The following is an 18,735-nucleotide window of genomic DNA, read 5'->3' as shown; positions in this document are numbered from 1 at the left end:
ATTGCGTATGTTGAGCGAGCGGCGTGCTTTTCGCAGTGGCAACGAGAGGCCGGGATCGACCCTCATCAGGCCTTCGGGCTAGCGGAATCCAATATGGCCGCCTACGGACGCGGAGCCGACGCTCGAACGTCCGCACGAAGACGCGTATGAATGACGCTTGATGCGTGCTGCCCGATGCGCTTTTTGCCTCGCGACCACCCAAAGGGCCAAATGCTACGCCGACATACAGCTTTGATTTTGGGCGAGAATTGTATTGCCGTTTGAATTATAAGAAAGCGCGAGAGTCGCGTCATTTCCAGGTGCCAGCAGAGCCTAGCAAAGCCTCGCCCCGAGCCACTGGGCTGAGAAGACCCATCAAACTTTAAACTATTCAGCTTTTGTGTATCGGCGTTCTATGGACGCACGGATCTTTCGCCGGCATTCCTGAATATCCGCTTCAGCCGCGATTTCAATGCCCGCGATCTCACCTGCTAGTTCCGGGTCCTTTATGCAATCTCGCAACCAACGAGAATAGTCTCTCGCCCGAGCATGGTAGCGCCATGTCTCGTCATCAACGCCTTCGCCGATCTGACAGAACATTTCCAAATTTTGCGCCCGCAGATTAAGCGCGCCGTCCGGACCGCGAAAATAGAAGCTTGTATCCTCACCGAGCGTCCCCGTAGCATATTTCCGCACATGTCGACGATGCTCCGCGCTTGGCGGTATCACATGAACCTCTGCGGGTTGTTGCCCCTCACCAATCGGCCATACCAACGCGCAGCCGGCATCGAGAGCGGCAGGAAGACTTTCCGGAGCAGCCAAGCCAGTTGCTGCCGCAAATTTCGCCACAGTATCCCCGATGGCGATTCCGAGGGCGACCAACCATGTCGTGCCGATAAGCGCGGACTTCGCCATATGGTCGGGATGAACTGTGATGAAGGCCACCCGATCGAAATCCGAGGGCAAGCTCTTGGCCATTGATTCGTTTTGTGAAGGCATCATATGATGCGCCTCGTCGATTACCAGCCAGTGCGGCCGACCGGTTCGCACGCGGAGGTCAATCAACTTTGGAATCAGGGATGACAAAAAATTCGGACGGTCGTCCAGTGGCAGTCCAAGAAGACTGATCGCGACGTTGCGATCCGGATACTCGAGAAGCTCGGTCACGTTTTGCAGAGATGGCGACCGCTCAGCGTCGCCGACGCAGGTAACGCCTACAAAGCCCTCGTAATCCCCCTCCGGATCGATGATGCAATACTGCATGCCGGCAACTGCGAGGCGCTCAAGAAAGCCCTGCGTAAATGTGGATTTTCCACTTCCAGAGGTGCCACAAATAAGCATTCGACCCGATCGCCCGACCTGCATCGAAACCGGTTCCAGTTTATCGGAGTGGGCGTCCATCACTGTGCCGAGTGCCACAGTATGACGGTCGCTACAGGCAACCTCCGTCAAATCGTTGTTCAGGATGCCATCCACAACTTCGACGACACCCGCTCCGCGCGGACAGTCTGTTACCCAATCTGCGGCCGCCTTCAGCATTGGAACGGCGTTCGCGACGGCGACTGAGCAGCCGCAGGCGTTTAGCAAAGCATGATCGTTCTCGGCGTCGCCCACGCCCACGACATTGATCGAGGCTAAAGATAGATTGCGCAGCGCGGCCTTCAGCCCGGTGGCCTTGTTGATCCCCGGCGGCAACACCATTACCGCGCCCTTGTTGAAAATGATCTGCAATTCAAGCCCGAGATCCTTGACGGTTTCCAGCACGATGTCCTGGTTGGGCTCCCAAGTCGCGACGATCACATGACCGACGGACAGGGGCGTGACGCCACGGTCGCGAAGCTGGTTGACGAATGCAGCCGGCGGCGGCTCAGCCAACAGATCGACCACCTGGGTCGCGGGCCGATAGAGAACGCCGCCATTTTCGGCGACAACCTCCTCGAACATGTCCAGGCGCGGGCAAACCCGTTTTAAATCCTCAAGCTCTCTTCCGGTGGCCAGGATCAGGCGCCGTCCGGACTCGCGAAGGCGTGCCAGCGCCTCGAAGGTGGAATCCTTCACGACCCCATCTTCTGCGATCGTCCCGTCATAATCTGTTGCAAGCGCGTAGAAGAACATGGCCGCACACCGTCTTGGATTGAGAGTCGAATTCTGAGGCCCGCGTCGTGACAGAAAGGGAATGAGCAAGCGTCGACTGCTTCACGAAGGGTCTCCGATCAGTTCCCTTAACGCACCACTCCGCGCCTTGCGAATAAGATCGGCACTTGACCCACAACGCAGCCGACATTGACGACGCAGATAATGCGTACTTTGTCCATTATAGTATTTATCGCATGCGTCCTCTGCCGGACGCGGTCCGGCACCTAACTTCCGCAGGCGACCCTCAAGCGTCACTCGATTTCCTCGAAAGCGGCCATTCACATACGTACTAACGAGACTGCCTTCAGTCGTTCTTCATCGCCTGATGGTAATGGTATGCGCAGAGACCATTAAATTCTTGCTCGTCCGGTCCAAGACTTGCGCTACAAACTGCGCACGTATCGTATTCGGGCGTGGCCGAGCAGGCTAGACACTCGTTCTCTGCAAGCACGAATGTCTCCCTGCCGCACTCCCAGCACGTTGCAACGGGTGAGTCGCCGCCATTCTGTGAATGACGTGTAAATCTCGTAGGCAAAGTGCTCCGCTACAGCCTTCTCCAACATATCCACGAGTTCAAACTGTTCACCGCAGACGGTGCATTTGAACTCCAACGCCAGTACCGCATCGACCTCAGGATCAACCGGCTTCAACAGCGCGGATTCGCAATTCAAGCAGGTTAAGTCCGCAGATACTTCGTGCATCAGATCGCTACCCCAGTCGATCTCTTCCATAGCTGCTTTGCACTCTGCACGCTCCTTCTCCATGACGGCCGACGTTTCGAGCAGCGCGTTCCACGTAGGCACCCCCAGCAAGTCGACCGGTTCAAGCCGAAGCTCGTTTGTCACGAAGTCACGGATGATCAAAAACGAATCGGCAACCAGTTCCTTTATCGCACTTGGCGATTCCGTCACCAGATAGTGCTCGATGTTGTTTCGTATCTTGCTGATCTTATCGAACGTCGCCATATCAACGACGATGCCAAGCGAGTCGAAGCGTTCTTTGATTTGTTGAACGTCAACCGTCTTCTTGCCCTCGCCTTTAAACACGACCGAACCGTTGGGGCCATGCTGCGGCCGCAGCTTCTGCTTGATCAGAACCTCGTCGGAACCTTTCGGCGACAACAGTCGCAGTTTCTCCTTGAACAGCAGCAGAACTCCCGCCATGATGTTCGTAAGCGGCTCACCTGGGCCATTCGTCCGCGCGCGTGCGCGTAAGGCATGATGGTGATCCGGATTTGTCCGGTCAGGTAGGGGAAGTCGGCGGACCGCCAGGTGTGTGCAGCTTGTCGGCCACGCGCCACGGCAGAAGCTCGTCGATACGATTGATTTTGTGGTCTGCGATGTGAGTTAGCACGTAGTCCAGGTAGGCTCGCGGATCGATGTCGTTCAGTGCACAGGTGCGGATCAGCGCGTACATCGCGGCTGCCCGTTCGCCACCACTGTCCGAGCCGGCGAATAAAAAATTTTTCCGGCCCAGGCTTACACAACGCAGCGCGTTCTCCGCGATGTTGTTGTCGATTTCGAGCGTGCCGTCTTCGCAATACAGCGTCAGTGCATGCCACTGGTTAAGCGAGTAGTTGACTGCCTTGGCAGTGTCGGACTTTGACGACAACGTTTCGAGCCTGGCCCTGAGCCACGCTTCGTAGATCTGAAGCAGTGGCCTGGCTTTCTCCTGGCGTATTCGCAGCCGTTCGGCCGCAGGCTTGCCGCGAATGGAGGCCTCGATGTCATAGAGACCGCCTATATATTCGAGCGCCTTTTTCGTCGTGTCGGACGGCGTTCGCACATGGATATCGTAGAACTTTCTCCTGGCGTGGGCATGGCATGCCGCCTCGCGTATCGAGCCATCGCGGAACAATTCGTCGAAACCCGCGTAAGCGTCCGCTTGCACAATCCCTTTGAAGTTGGCGAGATGGGTTTGAGGATGGATGCCTTGCCGGTTCGGCGAGTACGCGAACCAGACCGAAGCCGGTTGCGTCGAGCCCGAGCGGTGATCGTCGCGCACGTAGACCCACAGCCGGCCGGTGCGGGTCTTCCGGTTGCCCGGCGCGAGCACCGGGATCGGCGTGTCGTCTGCGTGCAGCTTGGTGGCGGCCATCGTATAGCGGCGCAGCGCCTCTGTCAGCGGTGCGCACAGTGCCTCGCACTGACCGACCCAGCGACCCATACTGGCCCGGTCAAGCGTCACGCCGTTGCGCGCCGCGATCGCCGATTGCCGATACAACGGCTGGTGGTCTGCGTATTTCGAGACGAGGATGTCCGCCAGCAAGCTCGGATGGGCGATGCTCCGCCCGATCGGCAGACCGGGCATCGGCGGCTGCCTGATGGTGCTGCAGCATGGACAGACCAGTTTGCGCCGGATCGTGCGAATGACTTTGAACGCCGCCGCGACCCGGGCGAGTTGTTCGGACACGTCCTCGCCGAGCACCTGCATTGGTTGACCGCAGTCCGGGCAACCCGATTCGGGCTCAAGCACCTGATCCTCGCGCGAGAGGTGCGCAGGTAGCGCTTGCCTCGAAGCCGCTTCGTCCGTCGGTGCATTGGAGGCGCACGCGTTTGCGCCTCGAGCCTGCGCACGCTGCACCTCCGCAACGCCGCGTCCGGCTGCCAGATCCTCGAGTTGCGTCTCGAGCGTCTCGATCTGCCGCTGCAACTGCTCGGACTTGCGACCAAACTGCATGCGTCTGAGTTTGTCGATCTGCGCCTTGAGCTGCTCGATCTCGACGTCGCGTTCGGCAAGCAGGCTACGGGCCTCTGCCAGCAAGGCCTTCAGGAGTTCGACATCGTCTGGGAGATCGGCGCCGTTCGACATGCGCCGTAGTTTACGAGTCTGCCGCGCGGTTTACAACATCGATAACGCGGCGGTGCGACGGGGCTGTCGCCAATCGATGCCTTCGAGAAGCATCGACAGTTGTGCTGAACTCAGATGGACCTTGCCGCCGTCGGCCTGGGGCCAGATAAAACGGCCTCGCTCAAGCCGCTTCGCGAGGAGCCAGATTCCGTCCTCCGTTGCCCAGAGGATTTTTATGAGGTCGCCCCGGCGGCCTCGGAAGATGTAGACGTTGCCGCCCAGTGGATTCTCTTCAAGCGCTGTTTGTGCCTTTGCGGCCAGCCCCTGAAACCCGCAGCGCATATCGGTCACGCCCGCAGCGATCCAGATGCGCGTACCAACTGGCAGAGAAATCATGATCGCAGACTACCCAGCACGGTCCGCAGCATGTCAGCGTCGACCAGTCCGTCTACCTTAACCACCGCACGGCCGATGCGGATCTCGATCGTGCCCCCATGCGACGCCGGCTTCATGTCAAGCGCTTGCGGTTCGGCCAAAGATGACGCAACGACCTGCGTCGGCGCGTCACTCAGCAGTACGACAGGGAGGAGGCCGGCAGACGGAGCTTGCTGCTCGGCAAGATATCGCCGCCGCCAGGTGTACAGCATGTTCGCGTTGATGCCATTCTCCCGGGCCAGTCTCGCGACCGAGACGCCCGGCTTACACGCTGCTGCCGCTAGCCGGTCGCGAAGCTCCCGTGGGTAATTCGGACGGCCCGCACGACTGCCCGGCTTCTTCTCTGCAGACTCTGACAAAATGGTGTCCATCAGATCGAAAATGATGGACACCACTTTGCTGTGTATCCCTGTCCCCGCCTACGACGGTCGGGACGAGCCGCTTACTGATGTTCCGCGTTTGCGGATAAAGCTCTTCGCGGGTCGGCTGATTGAAAATCCTCGACACCGATCTGTATTGATTGAACAGCGTTTTTCAGAATAGTGTCCATGGCAAGCGGATCCGAAGGGTGAGCGCAGGGTCGATGTGAAATATCCTACCAGCGCGGACTAATTTCCTGTTACGTTTGGCGACCGTTCCGTACGGTAGATCCATACAGAATCATCTCGGCGCGCTAACCACGAACGTCTAGACTCCGAAACGCATACATAAAGCCAGCTAGTTGAAGTCTGCGTTCCACGTCGAGACCTTTGAGACGGATCCTCTTCCGAGCGGGAATTGTGAACGATTCAGGCTCTGAAGTTGAGTGACCGTATTTGGCCGGACAGCGCCCGATGCAGACCACCTGCGCAGCAGGAAGATGGGTGGTGTTCTTCCAAGTAGACGAGCGCAACCTCTTGTGGCACCGGGGCTGACTCGATGGCCCCGGGCTCCCCGCACGTCACATCATTCCGCTGTTGCTGCCAGTGCCGGAAGAAGGTGCGGACGTCGCTGTAAGCGGATGGGCGAGACCCGCCGCGGACAGCAGCGAGACGGCGGCCTGATCGGGCATGCCATTGGCGTCGAGAGCCCCTGCTGCCGCTAGCGCGCCCAGGTCGCTGTCGACACCTATTTGGCCAACTGTAAAGGATGTCGTTAGAAACGCCGGTGCCGTCAGCGTGACCGCATAGCGCTGCTGTAGATTCGTGACGACTGCCGATTGCGCAGCCTGCACGTCGGCCTGGTTTGCCAGCACCTCCTGGAACTGTGAGTTGGTCGGGAAGCCCGCTATCAGACCGCTCTCGCTCGTGCCGAGTTGCGAAGCGATGTAGACAAACATCAGTTCGGTCTCTGGCGTCGTATTGAAGGTGCCGCCGGCAAATGCCACCGAATGCAGGCCAATGCCACCAGAGGTCACGGTGAGGATGCAGGGAGGCGTGGCATTGAACGTAATCGCGTAGTGTCCACCGCCGTCGGACAGGGTGGAGCCCGAGCCCTGCACACAACTGAAGCTGACCGTCGCGCTGGCGACCGCACTACCGGTGGCGGCCGTGCCGGATATAGCGACGGTTGGCGTCACGTTTCCGCCACCGCAACTGTCGAGGCCGATACAGGCGTTTCCGCCGCAAGCGGCGAGCGTTGCGAGGGAAGCCACGCAAATTGCAGCCAGCGCCGGACGAACGAAACACGCGTAGTGAGTGTTCATGGTTGCCTGCCGTTGATAGATCGGGATGGGGCGATCGGTTCCATGGAACGGACCAATGCTACGTACGATTTTAGCGCCCCATGCTTGGAGACCGTTCTACACGTCAATCACATTCGCCGGTGTTATCAACTGCTGAACGGTGGCTCGTCGGCTCGCCGACAGGCGAAGGTCGACCCTCAGCGGTCCGCCGCCGTGCCGAACGTCCAGCGGCTCTTTGCGGAGTTGAACGGACTTTAGGGAGCGAATCTTAGGGGGACGCTTACGTATGCCGCCTGTGCGCGCCCGGCGGCGGAAGCGCCCGCCGCACCGCTACCGAAGCGCCGCGCTGTTGTTCCGAATGGCCTCCGGTTTGAGTAGATAGACGCCCTGGCCCTGAAGGTCCGCCTTTTCTTTCGCATCGTTGAGTACGGATTGAACCTTAGCGAACTGGACACGGGAGGTCGAGTCAGGGACGATGGCGACCAGCTTGCTGGAGTTGTTCGGGAGCACCGCCACATGTGGCAAACCGCCGTCTCGGACGTTCCTGCTAACTGCGGCGATGACTTCCTGCGTCTGTCTAGCTTTGTTGACGTCATTCACAATGTCGGTGTGGCCGTTCGTAGCTAGCTGCGCCTTGACCAACTGCTGGTCGGCGTCGGGCAGCGACGCGACAGCCCACGCCTTTTGCCAGCGTTGCGCAGCGCTTGTGTCCTGCTCCAGTTCCGCAACGGCTCGATTGTAGTAAGCTGTCGTTCCCTCGCTTTGAACCATTGAGACGGAGTCTTGCGCGGTTTTCGTCTGCTTGATCGTCAGCAACGTAGGATCACTAACGAAATTGGGTTTTCGGAATTGGGCCGTCATGGGCAGCGTTTGTCCTTTTGGTATCGCAACGCTATATGCACCTACGCCATCCGTTGAGCCTGAGGCCACCTCATGATCCTTGAGATCGCGGATGGAAATCAGGACGCCCGGCAATCCACGGCTCGAGCCAAGGTCAATCACCTTACCGGTCACCTCGTCGCCATGAACGGCCGCACTGACCAGCGCGGCAAGCAGCGCGGCCAACGGCCGCCAGTTGGACGATCGCTTCATTTGATTGGTTCCTTTGGCCGCCAGCACGAAAGTTCCGACGCCTTGCGGATCGCAGTCCAGTCGAGGTCGGCTGGCGCATCGAACGTGAAGTTGACGTACAGTTCCTGCATTCCCTTGTTAGGCGGCAACGTCCAGGAGAGTACGTCCACCTCCGGGCCGTTCGTCTGGCTGCGTGTCCACTTTGGCGGGTCTTGCGTCGGCAGATCGGACGCCGGCATGGGTAGGCCACGAAAGCCCACAATCTGCAGCGTGCATATACTCGCGGAGGTGCTCAACGCGCCCAGTCTGATGATGCCGCTCACTGTTCGCGGGGCCGTCCTAGGATCCGTAGGCGCGGAGCCGAGGATGTGCCCTTTCGGCTCGTCCGGCCAGATGGTCACGGGCGTCTTGCGCGACGACACGCCCTCGGTGTGCGAAAACGGTCCAGCGTAGGACGTGACCGACACTTCCACGTGATAGCGTCCACTCGCAAGCGGTTTCGTCCTCGCGTCGACGGACGGCGGAGGATAGGTGAGCAAGAGGTCTTTCTTTTCCTTGGGATTGAGTTCGGCAATGGTTGTTTCGGAGACTGTCAACGCAATCGGGCGATCATAAATTGCTTCCTTATCGTCGGCCGCATCCTGCATCAGCTTCGCGGCGATCGTGATGTCTTCGTTTTTTTCTGTTGTCTCGTTTTCCAGCGTGAACTTGACGCTCACGGGTCTACGCTTGACGAAGTCTGTCGTCTGCGAATCAAACTGGACAGTGATCGCGGGCGTCGCGAACAGGTATTCGTTGAACTCCCGAATGGTCGTGATGGCGGCCAGAACGCCGGCGAGCAGGATGACTGTGTTTTGCAATAACGGCGGCGTGCCCTTGCGAAAGCGCTTAAAGAATCCCTCCCGAAGGCCTTCTATAGAGCCAACCCGTCCCTTGTAGAACTGCGAAATGCCCAGTGACGTCTTCCAGATCTCTCCGGCCGTGTCGAAAGTCTCTTTCGAAGCCCAGTAAGTGATGACCATGTGATGGTCGTCCGAATAGAGTACATGCCATGCGAGGAGCCCTGACAGACCGTCCCTAATTTCGGGATTCGCGTCCTCGCTGACCGTAAAGCCGACGATGTAGGCGACGCAGCCACCCGCCGGGCAAAGCGCGTTCAGTAACGAGCACAACTGCTTCTGAGTAATGTGCTTACTCATGACGATTTGCGTGTCGCCAGACCTTGCCATGTGGGCTGACTCCAGAGTCTCGCCGGCCGAACCGTTTGCCACCGGTCGATGTTCGCGTTCGTCTCGCGAGCGAATGACGCTCGCCCGCTATCGATACTCTTATGGCTGCCTGGCGTTGTCTGTTCGCTACCGCACGAGCCCAAGGGCATGGGGCGCGCTTTCTTCAGCTGAGCCGGTGCGCGAGCACGCGCAACGGAGGCGCGGTCCGCGGCGCTTGGCCTGACTCGGCAAGTCTTGGCAAAAAAATCGAAGAGAACCTTGGCAGGCTCGTCGGGCTGTCAGAAATGAGCCATGGCGTTTGCTTGGCGGTGAATTCCGTTTGTCGCTTTATAGGTAAGGACCTGCCGTTCCAATGACGATGTCTGGAGATCGGCGAGTGGCCGCAGATGGCCGGCAGTACGCGTTCATCCACCTCGCTGGAAAGCTGCCGTTGACGACTCCAACGTCAGCTCTGTAGAAGGTTCACGCAGCTGGTGCTCTCGGCCACTTTCAGACGTTGGCCCATGCTTTTAGGAAGACGCTCGGAAGTCCACACCATCCAAACACCGGACACTCGTGTTCACGTCATATGAGTTGAGTGGCCGATCGAAACCGACATTTACGGGTTCCTTTGGTTTAAGGTCTGGCCCGCCAAATCGGTTTGTAGCGAATGCTACGAGACATATACTTTGGACACGCGCATCGCGCCGGTCGACAAGTATCTCAACAGTTAAGACACTGTTGGCCGATGGCGCATCGGCATCGTTCGAAACAACTGTTCGCTTAGGAGGTCGCGATGCTATATAAGGTTGCCGTTGGCTCCATCAGTTGGATTCACGCCGATTCGCACCCGGTATCATTTGCGTTCCAAGCCCTTACGCAAACACCGCACTGGATCCCGAAAACCTATATCGGATTGGCCGCCACGGCCAATCCGACACCTCCGAACGAGATTGCTGACTTCAAGTCTTTCCAAGCTCAGAAGCAATTTCGAGCGTTGTTGTACTGCCATTTTACCGTTGAACTAGATCCGACCACCAACGCAGTAGGCAGCTTCAATGTTCTTGATGCCGTACACGATCCGGGGTGGACGCCGCCTTTTGATAAATCGAAGTTCAGCAGCACAAAGTTGATGAAAAATTCGTCAATGAGTGACCCAAATTTTTATCCTGGAGAGGCCAGTAGCATCTCTCTAGTTAAGACACGCGCACGACACGCAAATACTGTGCTGCCTCCCACGCCAAAGAATGAAGTGGTTTGCGTAAATGCACTGATTAAGTTCAGAGCTGGTTCCCATACTGATGGAATCGGAGTGAGCGACGATGTTGGCTCTCCCTTTCATGTTCCGTGGGTATGGTGTGAACTTCTCCTGACCTATGATAGAGGGATCTTTAAATTGCTTGGCTGCGGATCTATTTTTCCAACGCATTATTTTTACATTGATGGCAAGAAGGTACTCGCGCAAGAAGAAGTAGCAGATTTAAGTTTTCCGAAGAAAGGTGCACTGACCATTAATGAAAGTGCGTTGAAACTCTACCCGGTGTTGTCGAAGGGCGCGCCTGCATCAGGACCACAAACAAGTTTAGCCGCGGAGACAGGGCTGTCCGGCCCTGTCAGAAGGCATTTATATACGGCCGACGGGAGGGTAGATAGCTCCGGAAACATAAGCTCACTCGTCCACGTCTTCAGACTTTAGCTCATGGACCCAAACCACATGCCGCGCACGGACACGACTGCTGAGTCAGTTTTGGCCGAGGCCCACGTTGACCAGACGCCAGCCATCGAAAAGGCCAAACAAAAGGGCGGCGACAAACAGTCCCTGCGGCGCCTGGCGCATTGACTCAACTACGCACGGTGCGGGTCCAATACGCTGCGACTTGCTGCGTAAGGCGAGGTCGAAAGCGCATTCGCCGATTGGTCCATTGCGGCTGCTCTCACAACTTGCTTTCACCGTCGCCACCGTCTAACGCAGAACGATTCGGAAACGGAGAATCGTGCACAATACCGCGCGTGACGAACGTTCTCATGTACCGAGAATTCGCCGGGCTAGACGGGTTGCTCGAATGACCGCTCCTGTTGGCAGGTTGCCACGGCGCTCGCTTCGGGTGGAAGGGCAGTTGTGGGTCGACAAGACTCATTCGCCAATACCGAAAGCTGACATTCGCCGGCACCGGGTCGCGAATGTCGGCTAAGTGATCTCGAACCGCCGCACGTTTTTCAGCGGCCACCGTCCGCAAAGGCCGACGATCTCACGTTAGCCTTCGAAATCGAACGACTGCTTGCTGAGTTGTGCGGCCGTCTGAATGTCCGAACGATTGGCTAGACGAGCGTCCCTTCATGGCCGAATTCGGCCCTTCGACGCTGAACCGGAATTGCGCAAACTATCGTTTTGGCGGCACTGGTGAGAAGGAAGAAAAATCCCCAGCCTGTCAGGCAACCGGGGAATGTCGGATAGCCTGAGCAACACGAAGCGCGGCCAGCAACAGTTTCAAGCGGCAACGGTTGCCAGTTTGCGAAACAACCCCGTGCACGGCCGCCGAACGCCCAAGTTTAACTTGGTGGCTGCATGCTGCACGTGGCCCACAATGAACCGGAGCGCCCTTTTCACGTCGGGCGCTCGAGATCATAGTTACCTTGTCACCCGCCGTCCGATGATGGCGATTCTTTGTCTGCGCATCGCGCTATATCCTGGGAAATCTCCAGGGTGTCCCATGGACCCGCATAACCACAGTCAATGGCGCGTTGCGCTGGCTGGCGGCGAACCAATCACGGCCGCGATGCCTTCGCTGTCGATCACATTCAAGGCTTCAGCGAGCGCTGCACTGTCAGTCGGAAATGAATTGTCCCAGACGGTCGAATTGCCGAATTCATCGACGACCTCGAGTAGCCACGCCCCCTTGCCATCACCATAGATTTCAACCTCGACTGCAGTTCCGTCGCGTGTGACGCGCTGACTCAGCGGGGAAACAATCAACGACTCTTGAGCGTCAGTCAGAACACGTCTGGCCTGTTCCAGATCAAAGCCATGCCCGGCGCTTCCGGAACCGGTGGCCACTTCGACCGCGCCATGACAGCGCTTGTATTTCTTTCCTGAACCGCACGGGCAGGGGTCGTTACGACCCACCTTCGGTGCGCGTCGAAGCGGCTCGCGTTGGGCCATCACACCGGGAATCCCGCCGCGCTCGATTCGCAGCCGGCGCTGTTCGGCCCAGTAGCGATGAATATCTTGCACCGACCTGGCGAGCGATCCGGCAAATGCCTGATGCTGATCGAGGTTGTCTTTTCGCCGTTTCAGCTCATCCCACCCCTCCTCCGTGCCGTACAGCATGATCACCGTGAACCATTCAGGGTGCTCCGCGAGCACCGGCGCCCACGCTGTCCGATCGACGGAGATGCCTTTGAAATACCCCTCGCACCAGTCGTCGATGACCGAAATCACTCGCCCATCTGATTCGTGTTCAAGGATGAGCGGTTCGTACCCGGCGGAGGCATCGTTCAACATGTCGTTGACGCTATTCCAGTGCCGGATGATCAGCCCGACGATGCCTTTTGACTCGTCAGCACTGGCAAACGTCGGCAGGTCCTGGCCATGCTCCGCATCCCAGATCCAACCCAGCATGGTGCCAGGCATCATCAGGTTTGGCCCCGAGGCGAGCGCTGTCATAAACCCGTCCATCATCGAAACGTCCATTGCCGCATCGGGAGCGGAATCACTGGTCAAGAAATCATCAAGCTGATCGATTTCTGTTTCGTTCAGCGGCAATGTGGGTGCGATTTCGTCTTTCATGGATTCTCCAGCAAGCGCCTGCGATCGCGGGTCCCGTTCGACGGCCCCGTGTGCGTGCCTGTCCGTCCTGCGCTTCTTCGCCGCCGCGGCGCCGTTCGAGTCAATATGTCACTTTAAACGTCGGCGAATCTCTTCGGGGCGGCTCTTGCGTCGGTCGTAGATCCGCGTGGTCGCGATGTTCGCGTGGTCGAGCCATTCCTGCACCGTCGCGATGTCGGCCTCATGCTCGAGCGCGTTGGTCGCGGCGGTCGCGCGCAGGCTGTGCACGCCGAAGCCGTCGATCGCGATCTTCGCCTGCACCGCGTACGCGAGCACGCATTTATAGACGCTGATCCGCTCCAAGGCCGTCGCCGCGACTTCCTCGAGCATTGCCTCCTCGACGAGGAAATCGTCGAAGTTGCCGCCAATGTGCTTACTGGGACTGTTCGTCATGCGTGCACCTCTTGGGCTTTGCGCGGACGTCCTCCCTTCTTGCCGTTCTCGCGCGCGGCGGCCGCCTTCGCTGCGGAGCGTGTCGCGCCCGCCACGCGTGCGGCTTGCTTCATCCACGCCTTAGAACCGTAGATGCCTTCAAAAAGCGCGGGCACGTACACGTCGGCGTCGAGGCGCGGGAAGTGCAGGCCCCATCCGGCCGGCGTGATCTCGATCTTGCTCAGGTCCGTAGCGCTGGCGCGCGCAAGCCCCTGAATCAGGCGTGCGGGTACCGCGAGCGTCACGCCGTTGTCGAACTCGACCTCGAGCTTCCCGACAGACGGGCGATAGCGCGCGGCGACGGCGCGCGGGCCTAGTTCCTTGCCGGCCTTGCGAGCGGCGGCGATCGACTCTTTAGTAATGGCCATGATGCTTTCTCCATGCCGCACAAAAGGCGACGATCGCGGGCTCGATGAGGCTCGCTATGCGATATATCGTCCGGTCTGAAACCTTCCCGGCGATGTTCCTGACGTCCAGCGGTCCGTTCGGGCAGTTGAGGTTAAAGACGATCTCGAAGCCGGCGCCGATCACGTGGACGTGCGCTGGTCGGTGGTCCGCCGTGTAGATCACCACGCGGTAGCCGTTGATCGTTGCTATTGTGGGCATACGCCGATGATAAACCTAACGGATGGGTTTTCGCAACGTCGTGGTGTCGCTGCGCCGCCCTGCCCTGCCCTGCCTGTCGACCAGACCAAGCAACACGTGCGCCGACGCCTTGTCCGGCGTGCCTTCCCGTGATGCGACGCAGCGAAAGCCCGTAAGATCATGGACTTGCGTGGGATTCGCCGGCGGTTATCCACAGGCTCATCAACTTTTCTGGTGCATAACCTTGGCGAAAAACGTCATGCCATAGGACGATTATCAATGCCCGCGCGGATCTTCAGACGTGGCGTGTATGTGGATAACACAGCGCTGTTGAGGCTCAGAAGGCGATCGTCGACGACTTCGTCAAGTGGCAACTGAAACACCATAAGCAAGTAGTTCGCCGGAGCCAATCCATCGGCGCGATGACAAGCCCACCCGCGTGTTCTGACGATGCCCATGTCCGAGCTAGACTCGAAGCACATCACCTGCCCTTTTGACAAGCCAGACGGCCCGGCCTTGATGTGCGCGAGCCTTGGGGCAAGTTCTCGGCGTCGATCCGTGGGTGCAGGTGGTTAAATTTTGCCCAATAGAGCCGACCCGATGAGCGCTCTATTCGTGATCAAGCCGTGGCAGGTCCGCGAGCGTTCGGCCCGCATCGGAATCACCGACCACCATTTCGATGCCTACGCGTCCGGCCTCGTCGACGACGCGCCGGACCTCTGGACCAGCGACGCGCTGTCCATCAAGCGGAAAGACTGTTACGACAGTGTCGCCCTTGGCCAGTGCGTCTACCACTTCAATTACAGGCGATGCGTACGGCGCGACCTCAAATTGTTCTCCGCTCAAGGACACCTGCCCCCAAAGCACGTGTGTGATCCTGTGCGAATTCCCGTCCATCCGAACCGCCGTTATAGCATGGACTGTCATTTCTTTTCCTCCCTTGTTGGGGAAATCCTAGCATGAGCGCAACCATCAGCCATTTCGTCACTTACCGATACCGCGAGCCGGCGACGCACCCTTCGACGACCGTGGGCAGACGATGTTCCTCATGCTGAACCCGAGCGCGCCCAACGCCAGTTGCGACGACCCGACCATCAGGCGCTGCCGCTCGCGAACCTCGCAAGGCCGCAAGCGGCAGCATGCGACCCACTACCGCCGTTCAACTTTTCTCGACAGCGGACGTTCGCAACCCATCTGAGGCGTTCGTGATCGCCGGCGGATCGACGTAGCCACATGTCGACATGTGGGCCATCTAGCATCTGGGCCAGCGTTATTCCTTCATTTCACAATATGGCGCCGACCGTTCTTTCGGCGCGTAGTTCATCGGTAGCGCGGGTCTTTGCAGTTGCTCGAATCTGAAAACGTAGCTGGCTCGCGCTCTTTGCCCCATATTTTCCTACCCGCTCGTCGGGGATGTTTCTGAAATTGATAGTTTCGTTCACCAAAGTACCGATCAATAGCTCGTTTCGCATCATCGAGCGACGGATAATCACTATTCTGGATGATTGCACGAGACATTCCGCTGAAGACCGACTCGATTACGTTGAGGAACTGCGCACCGGCTGGCAATGGAGCGGTTTCGACAACAACTGCACCGCTTGTGGCGACAGCGGCATTATGCTCCTCGATATTTTTGTTCAACCGTTTGGCAATGTGCCAAGACGCGGCGTCCCAGGATAGATAAATTTGCAATTTGCCTCTGTTGAGTTTTGAGTGGGTGGTATCGTCCAGCTCTTTGTAGACAGGACGAAGGGAAGTGATGCAGAGCAAGCTGTTTGAAGCGGCGCTGGGTATCAGCGATCCGTGGTTCGTGAGCGGCGTCGATTTCGACGTTACCGCCAAGCGGCTGACGGTCCAGATCGACTTCATTGCTGGCACCCGCTTCGCGCACCCGGGAGTAGCCGGCGTGCATCCGGTGCATGACACCGTCGTCAAGCGCTACCGCCACCTGAACTTCTTCCAGCACGACTGCTACCTCGAAGTGCGCACGCCGCGCGTGAAGCTGCCTGACGGCCGTGTGGCGCTCGTTGAGCCTGACTTTGCTGGCAAGCTCTCGGGCTTCACGCTGCTGTTCGAGGCGATGGTGCTTACGCTCGCGCAGCAGATGCCCTTTGCTGCCGTGGCCCGCGCTGTGGGCGAGTCGTGGCACCGTGTGCACGCGATCTGCAAGCGCTACGTCGAACTCGCGCTGGCCGAGATCGACCTGTCGGACATGACGAATACTGCGGTAGACGAAACGTCCTACAAGCGGGGGCACAACTATCTGACACTCGTGGCTGACGCCGATGAACGCAAGGTCGTGTTCGTCACCGAGGGCAAGGGCGCCGCGACACTCGAACAGTTTGCAGCCCACTTGCTCGCGCACCACGCCGAGCCCGAACAGATCACCTCGGTCAGCATCGACATGTCGCCCGCCTTCATCAAGGGCGTCAGCGAACACTTGCCGAATGCGCGCATCACCTTCGACAAGTTCCACGTCGTCGCCCAGGCATCGGTGGCCCTGGACAAGACACGACGGATCGAGCAGAAGACCGACCCCGATCTCAAGGGCCTACGCTGGGCGCTGCTCAAGGACCGCGACCGGCTCAATGCGGCGCAGCGCGCCGATCTCGATGCGCTGGTCGCCAACGTCACGACGAAGCGGACCGCTCGCGCCTGGCTCTATCGCGAGCAGTTGCGCGACATCCTTGATCGCAAACAGATCAACGTCGTTTCCGCGATGCTTGAGCAGTGGTGTACCAACGTGATGCGCTCCAAGGTCGAACCCATGAAGGAGGTTGCGCGCATGATCCGCGCGCACTTCGACGGCATCATCGCGTGGACCCAGACACGCCAAACCAACGGCTTTCTGGAAGCCATCAATGGCCTGTTTCAGGCCGCCAGGCGACGTGCTCGTGGCTACGCCAATCTCGAAACCATGCGCACTGTGCTTTTCCTGATCGCGGGCAAACTCAACTTCGCTTCGATCAACCCGCATGCCGCGTAACCCATTCGAAATTCAAAAGAGCCATAAATTTTTCGTCGATCGGCGTACTTGGCGACCAGAACATCCATCATCTTGATCATTTCATCCGTGTTCTTGTGGTCGCTGTAGAAGTGAGTGATCTGGTTGCTAGAAAGTTCGAGGGCTGCGGTCACGATTAGGCTACCGCGCGATTTTTGCCATTGAGGGACAACCGGTTGTTCGCCAGTAGAGGCCAGTTTGCGTCCGCCGTACATCTTGACAGCGAAGGGGCCATATTCGTCGATGGAGAAGAAAGCTTCGTTCGATTGCAGGCTGGCTAAGATCGAGTGAATGCGATCGAGTTTTTCTGAATAGGCGGGGTCAGCGGACGTTAGCACAATGCGCGCTTTGCGCCAGATATACCCCGCAGCCCGCGTGATTGCTCTGATAACCTCTGGGCATGCGGCGTTACCATTCTCGCCCAAAACCTTCCTAAGCAGATGCATCGTCCAAGTCGTACGGTTAATGCCATAGTTGCTCGGTGGCTCGTGAATCACCTTGAAAATCGCGGTCTTGAGCGTCTCGTTCTCACTTTTTCTTGGGGGGGATTTTCGGGAAAATAGCGCTTGACTCCCACCTGCAGCAAACGTCCGCTTGTACACGTTGTACGTGCTAGTGGATATTCCGAGGAAGGCACAGATTGTACGCACTGATAGGCCGCGTCGCCGAGCAATGATCGCGAGTGACTTATTTCTATCTGACAGCTTTCCAGAGTAAAGCCGATTGAGAAGAACTTCTAAATCTGGCAGGTCATCCATTTGGTGCTTCAGATCATGGACTGCGACCTTCTTCTGAAGCACGGCAAGCATCCACTCGAACGCATCGAAGCTCGGACGCAGGTGCGGGTAAGCCTCAGTAACGGGCTGTGGACGATGCAACGAGATCTGGTACCGGAAGTGATGCGGGCTACCCCGGTAGCCTCGCTCGTACACCATCGCATAGAGACGGCTGGCGGTGAGCGTTGGGAACGTTATCAGCGTCTGTTGGATGAATGGCAGGTAGGCATCGATCTGCGAAGGCCGCGGCAAAGCACCGAACTTGGGTAGCCCGGCTTGCGCGAGTACGCGCTGGACTATGCCGCGGTGGATATGCAATTGGCGGGCGATGGTGCCCGCGGGCGACTTCTCAGCGTAGTAGCAGCGCAGGATCTGCGCTTTGAGTTCGGAGGACAGGGCCATATTTGTGGCCTCAGTTGACGTGGACATCGGTCATTATCGGCCTAGCTGCGTGCGCATCTCAATGGACCACTTTGGGCCGAGCCCGGCATGTTGGGGCCGCCCGGACACGAGCGTACGCCGACCTTCGACCTTTCGATCGTGGACGCCCGTTAGTCAGCCACGCGCGCGCTTGGCGCTACCGTCGGTCTGGGCGATAACTGTCGAATGGGCATAGGCCCTGCGCCGCCGGGGACCGGCGTCACGGTCGCGCATCGGTCCATCAGGCCGTCAAGATCAATGTCACTGTAACTGAAGATCGAAAATTTCAAATTCCTTAGCGTAGGTCATCCGGTTGGCCCCGTGGAGACATCAACCTGGGCAACGATTGTCGTCAATCTAAGGGAGGCTGTCGAATGACCGAAAGTGGCCGACTACTGCCTGTCGGCAAG

Annotated in this window: 18 protein-coding genes; 4 read left to right on the top strand and 14 right to left on the bottom strand. The window is 58.4% G+C overall.

Annotated elements, in window-relative coordinates; all coding sequences use genetic code 11:
• Positions 1-366: 366 nt before the first annotated feature.
• From OKW41_RS02035 to OKW41_RS02000, 8 genes are all read right to left on the bottom strand, one after another.
• Positions 367-2,094, bottom strand: coding sequence for an HAD-IIB family hydrolase (locus OKW41_RS02035; RefSeq protein WP_429571383.1), 1,728 nt, complete (start codon positions 2,092-2,094; stop codon positions 367-369).
• 404 nt (positions 2,095-2,498) lie between these two features.
• Positions 2,499-3,278 (bottom strand): hypothetical protein, encoded by a 780-nt coding sequence (locus tag OKW41_RS02030; protein WP_429571382.1) that lies wholly within the window; start codon positions 3,276-3,278, stop codon positions 2,499-2,501.
• Between the two features lie 79 nt (positions 3,279-3,357).
• On the bottom strand, positions 3,358-4,926 hold the full coding sequence (gene tnpC, locus OKW41_RS02025; RefSeq protein ID WP_429571381.1) for an IS66 family transposase: 1,569 nt from the start codon (positions 4,924-4,926) through the stop codon (positions 3,358-3,360).
• 30 nt (positions 4,927-4,956) lie between these two features.
• Positions 4,957-5,301 carry an IS66 family insertion sequence element accessory protein TnpB gene (gene tnpB, locus OKW41_RS02020; protein WP_429571380.1) on the bottom strand — a complete coding sequence of 115 codons (345 nt, stop codon included), beginning with the start codon at positions 5,299-5,301 and terminating at the stop codon, positions 4,957-4,959.
• The gene (gene tnpA / locus OKW41_RS02015) at positions 5,298-5,732 is read right to left on the bottom strand and encodes an IS66-like element accessory protein TnpA (RefSeq protein WP_429571379.1); all 435 of its coding nucleotides are present in this window, start codon (positions 5,730-5,732) and stop codon (positions 5,298-5,300) included. Before tnpA ends, tnpB begins: the two co-directional genes overlap by 4 nt.
• Positions 5,733-6,280: 548 nt before the next feature.
• Positions 6,281-7,024: a hypothetical protein gene (locus OKW41_RS02010; protein ID WP_429571378.1), complete on the bottom strand. Its 744-nt coding sequence runs from the start codon at positions 7,022-7,024 to the stop codon at positions 6,281-6,283.
• Positions 7,025-7,333: 309 nt separating this feature from the next.
• On the bottom strand, positions 7,334-8,095 hold the full coding sequence (locus OKW41_RS02005) for a hypothetical protein (RefSeq protein WP_429571377.1): 762 nt from the start codon (positions 8,093-8,095) through the stop codon (positions 7,334-7,336).
• Entirely contained in the window at positions 8,092-9,273 is a 1,182-nt protein-coding gene (locus tag OKW41_RS02000; RefSeq protein ID WP_429571376.1) for a hypothetical protein, read from the bottom strand. Before OKW41_RS02000 ends, OKW41_RS02005 begins: the two co-directional genes overlap by 4 nt.
• 805 nt (positions 9,274-10,078) lie before the next feature.
• Between OKW41_RS02000 and OKW41_RS01995 the strand changes: the two genes are divergently transcribed.
• Positions 10,079-10,978, top strand: a complete 900-nt coding sequence (locus OKW41_RS01995; RefSeq protein WP_429571375.1) for a hypothetical protein — start codon at positions 10,079-10,081, stop codon at positions 10,976-10,978.
• Positions 10,979-12,013: 1,035 nt separating this feature from the next.
• Here the strand turns inward: OKW41_RS01995 and OKW41_RS01990 are convergent.
• From OKW41_RS01990 to OKW41_RS01975, 4 genes are all read right to left on the bottom strand, one after another.
• Positions 12,014-13,069 carry a UPF0149 family protein gene (locus OKW41_RS01990; RefSeq protein ID WP_429571374.1) on the bottom strand — a complete coding sequence of 352 codons (1,056 nt, stop codon included), beginning with the start codon at positions 13,067-13,069 and terminating at the stop codon, positions 12,014-12,016.
• A 108-nt stretch (positions 13,070-13,177) separates the two neighbouring features.
• Positions 13,178-13,501, bottom strand: coding sequence for a tyrosine-type recombinase/integrase (locus tag OKW41_RS01985; protein WP_429571373.1), 324 nt, complete (start codon positions 13,499-13,501; stop codon positions 13,178-13,180).
• Positions 13,498-13,908: a DUF2442 domain-containing protein gene (locus OKW41_RS01980; protein WP_429571372.1), complete on the bottom strand. Its 411-nt coding sequence runs from the start codon at positions 13,906-13,908 to the stop codon at positions 13,498-13,500. Before OKW41_RS01980 ends, OKW41_RS01985 begins: the two co-directional genes overlap by 4 nt.
• Positions 13,895-14,113 (bottom strand): DUF4160 domain-containing protein, encoded by a 219-nt coding sequence (locus OKW41_RS01975; RefSeq protein ID WP_429453723.1) that lies wholly within the window; start codon positions 14,111-14,113, stop codon positions 13,895-13,897. Before OKW41_RS01975 ends, OKW41_RS01980 begins: the two co-directional genes overlap by 14 nt.
• A gap of 612 nt (positions 14,114-14,725) precedes the next feature.
• On the opposite strand from OKW41_RS01975, the gene OKW41_RS01970 reads away from it, so the two are divergent.
• On the top strand, positions 14,726-15,088 hold the full coding sequence (locus OKW41_RS01970) for a hypothetical protein (RefSeq protein WP_429571371.1): 363 nt from the start codon (positions 14,726-14,728) through the stop codon (positions 15,086-15,088).
• Between the two features lie 76 nt (positions 15,089-15,164).
• The gene (locus OKW41_RS01965; protein WP_429571370.1) at positions 15,165-15,323 is read left to right on the top strand and encodes a DUF1643 domain-containing protein; all 159 of its coding nucleotides are present in this window, start codon (positions 15,165-15,167) and stop codon (positions 15,321-15,323) included.
• 122 nt (positions 15,324-15,445) lie between these two features.
• Here OKW41_RS01965 and OKW41_RS01960 read toward each other — a convergent pair whose 3' ends face one another.
• Positions 15,446-15,994, bottom strand: a complete 549-nt coding sequence (locus OKW41_RS01960; RefSeq protein ID WP_429571437.1) for a hypothetical protein — start codon at positions 15,992-15,994, stop codon at positions 15,446-15,448.
• Between OKW41_RS01960 and OKW41_RS01955 the strand changes: the two genes are divergently transcribed.
• Positions 15,885-17,111 (top strand): ISL3 family transposase, encoded by a 1,227-nt coding sequence (locus OKW41_RS01955; protein ID WP_429571369.1) that lies wholly within the window; start codon positions 15,885-15,887, stop codon positions 17,109-17,111. The genes OKW41_RS01960 and OKW41_RS01955 overlap by 110 nt on opposite strands.
• Here the strand turns inward: OKW41_RS01955 and OKW41_RS01950 are convergent.
• Entirely contained in the window at positions 17,024-18,307 is a 1,284-nt protein-coding gene (locus tag OKW41_RS01950; RefSeq protein ID WP_429571368.1) for a helix-turn-helix domain-containing protein, read from the bottom strand. The genes OKW41_RS01955 and OKW41_RS01950 overlap by 88 nt on opposite strands.
• Positions 18,308-18,735: the final 428 nt, after the last annotated feature.

Source organism: Paraburkholderia sp. UCT70 (genome assembly GCF_050434085.1).
In the GTDB taxonomy this organism is placed as follows: Bacteria; Pseudomonadota; Gammaproteobacteria; order Burkholderiales; family Burkholderiaceae; genus Paraburkholderia; species Paraburkholderia tuberum.
Note: the sequence above shows the minus strand (reverse complement) of the source record. Positions and strands in the feature narration are given on the sequence as shown.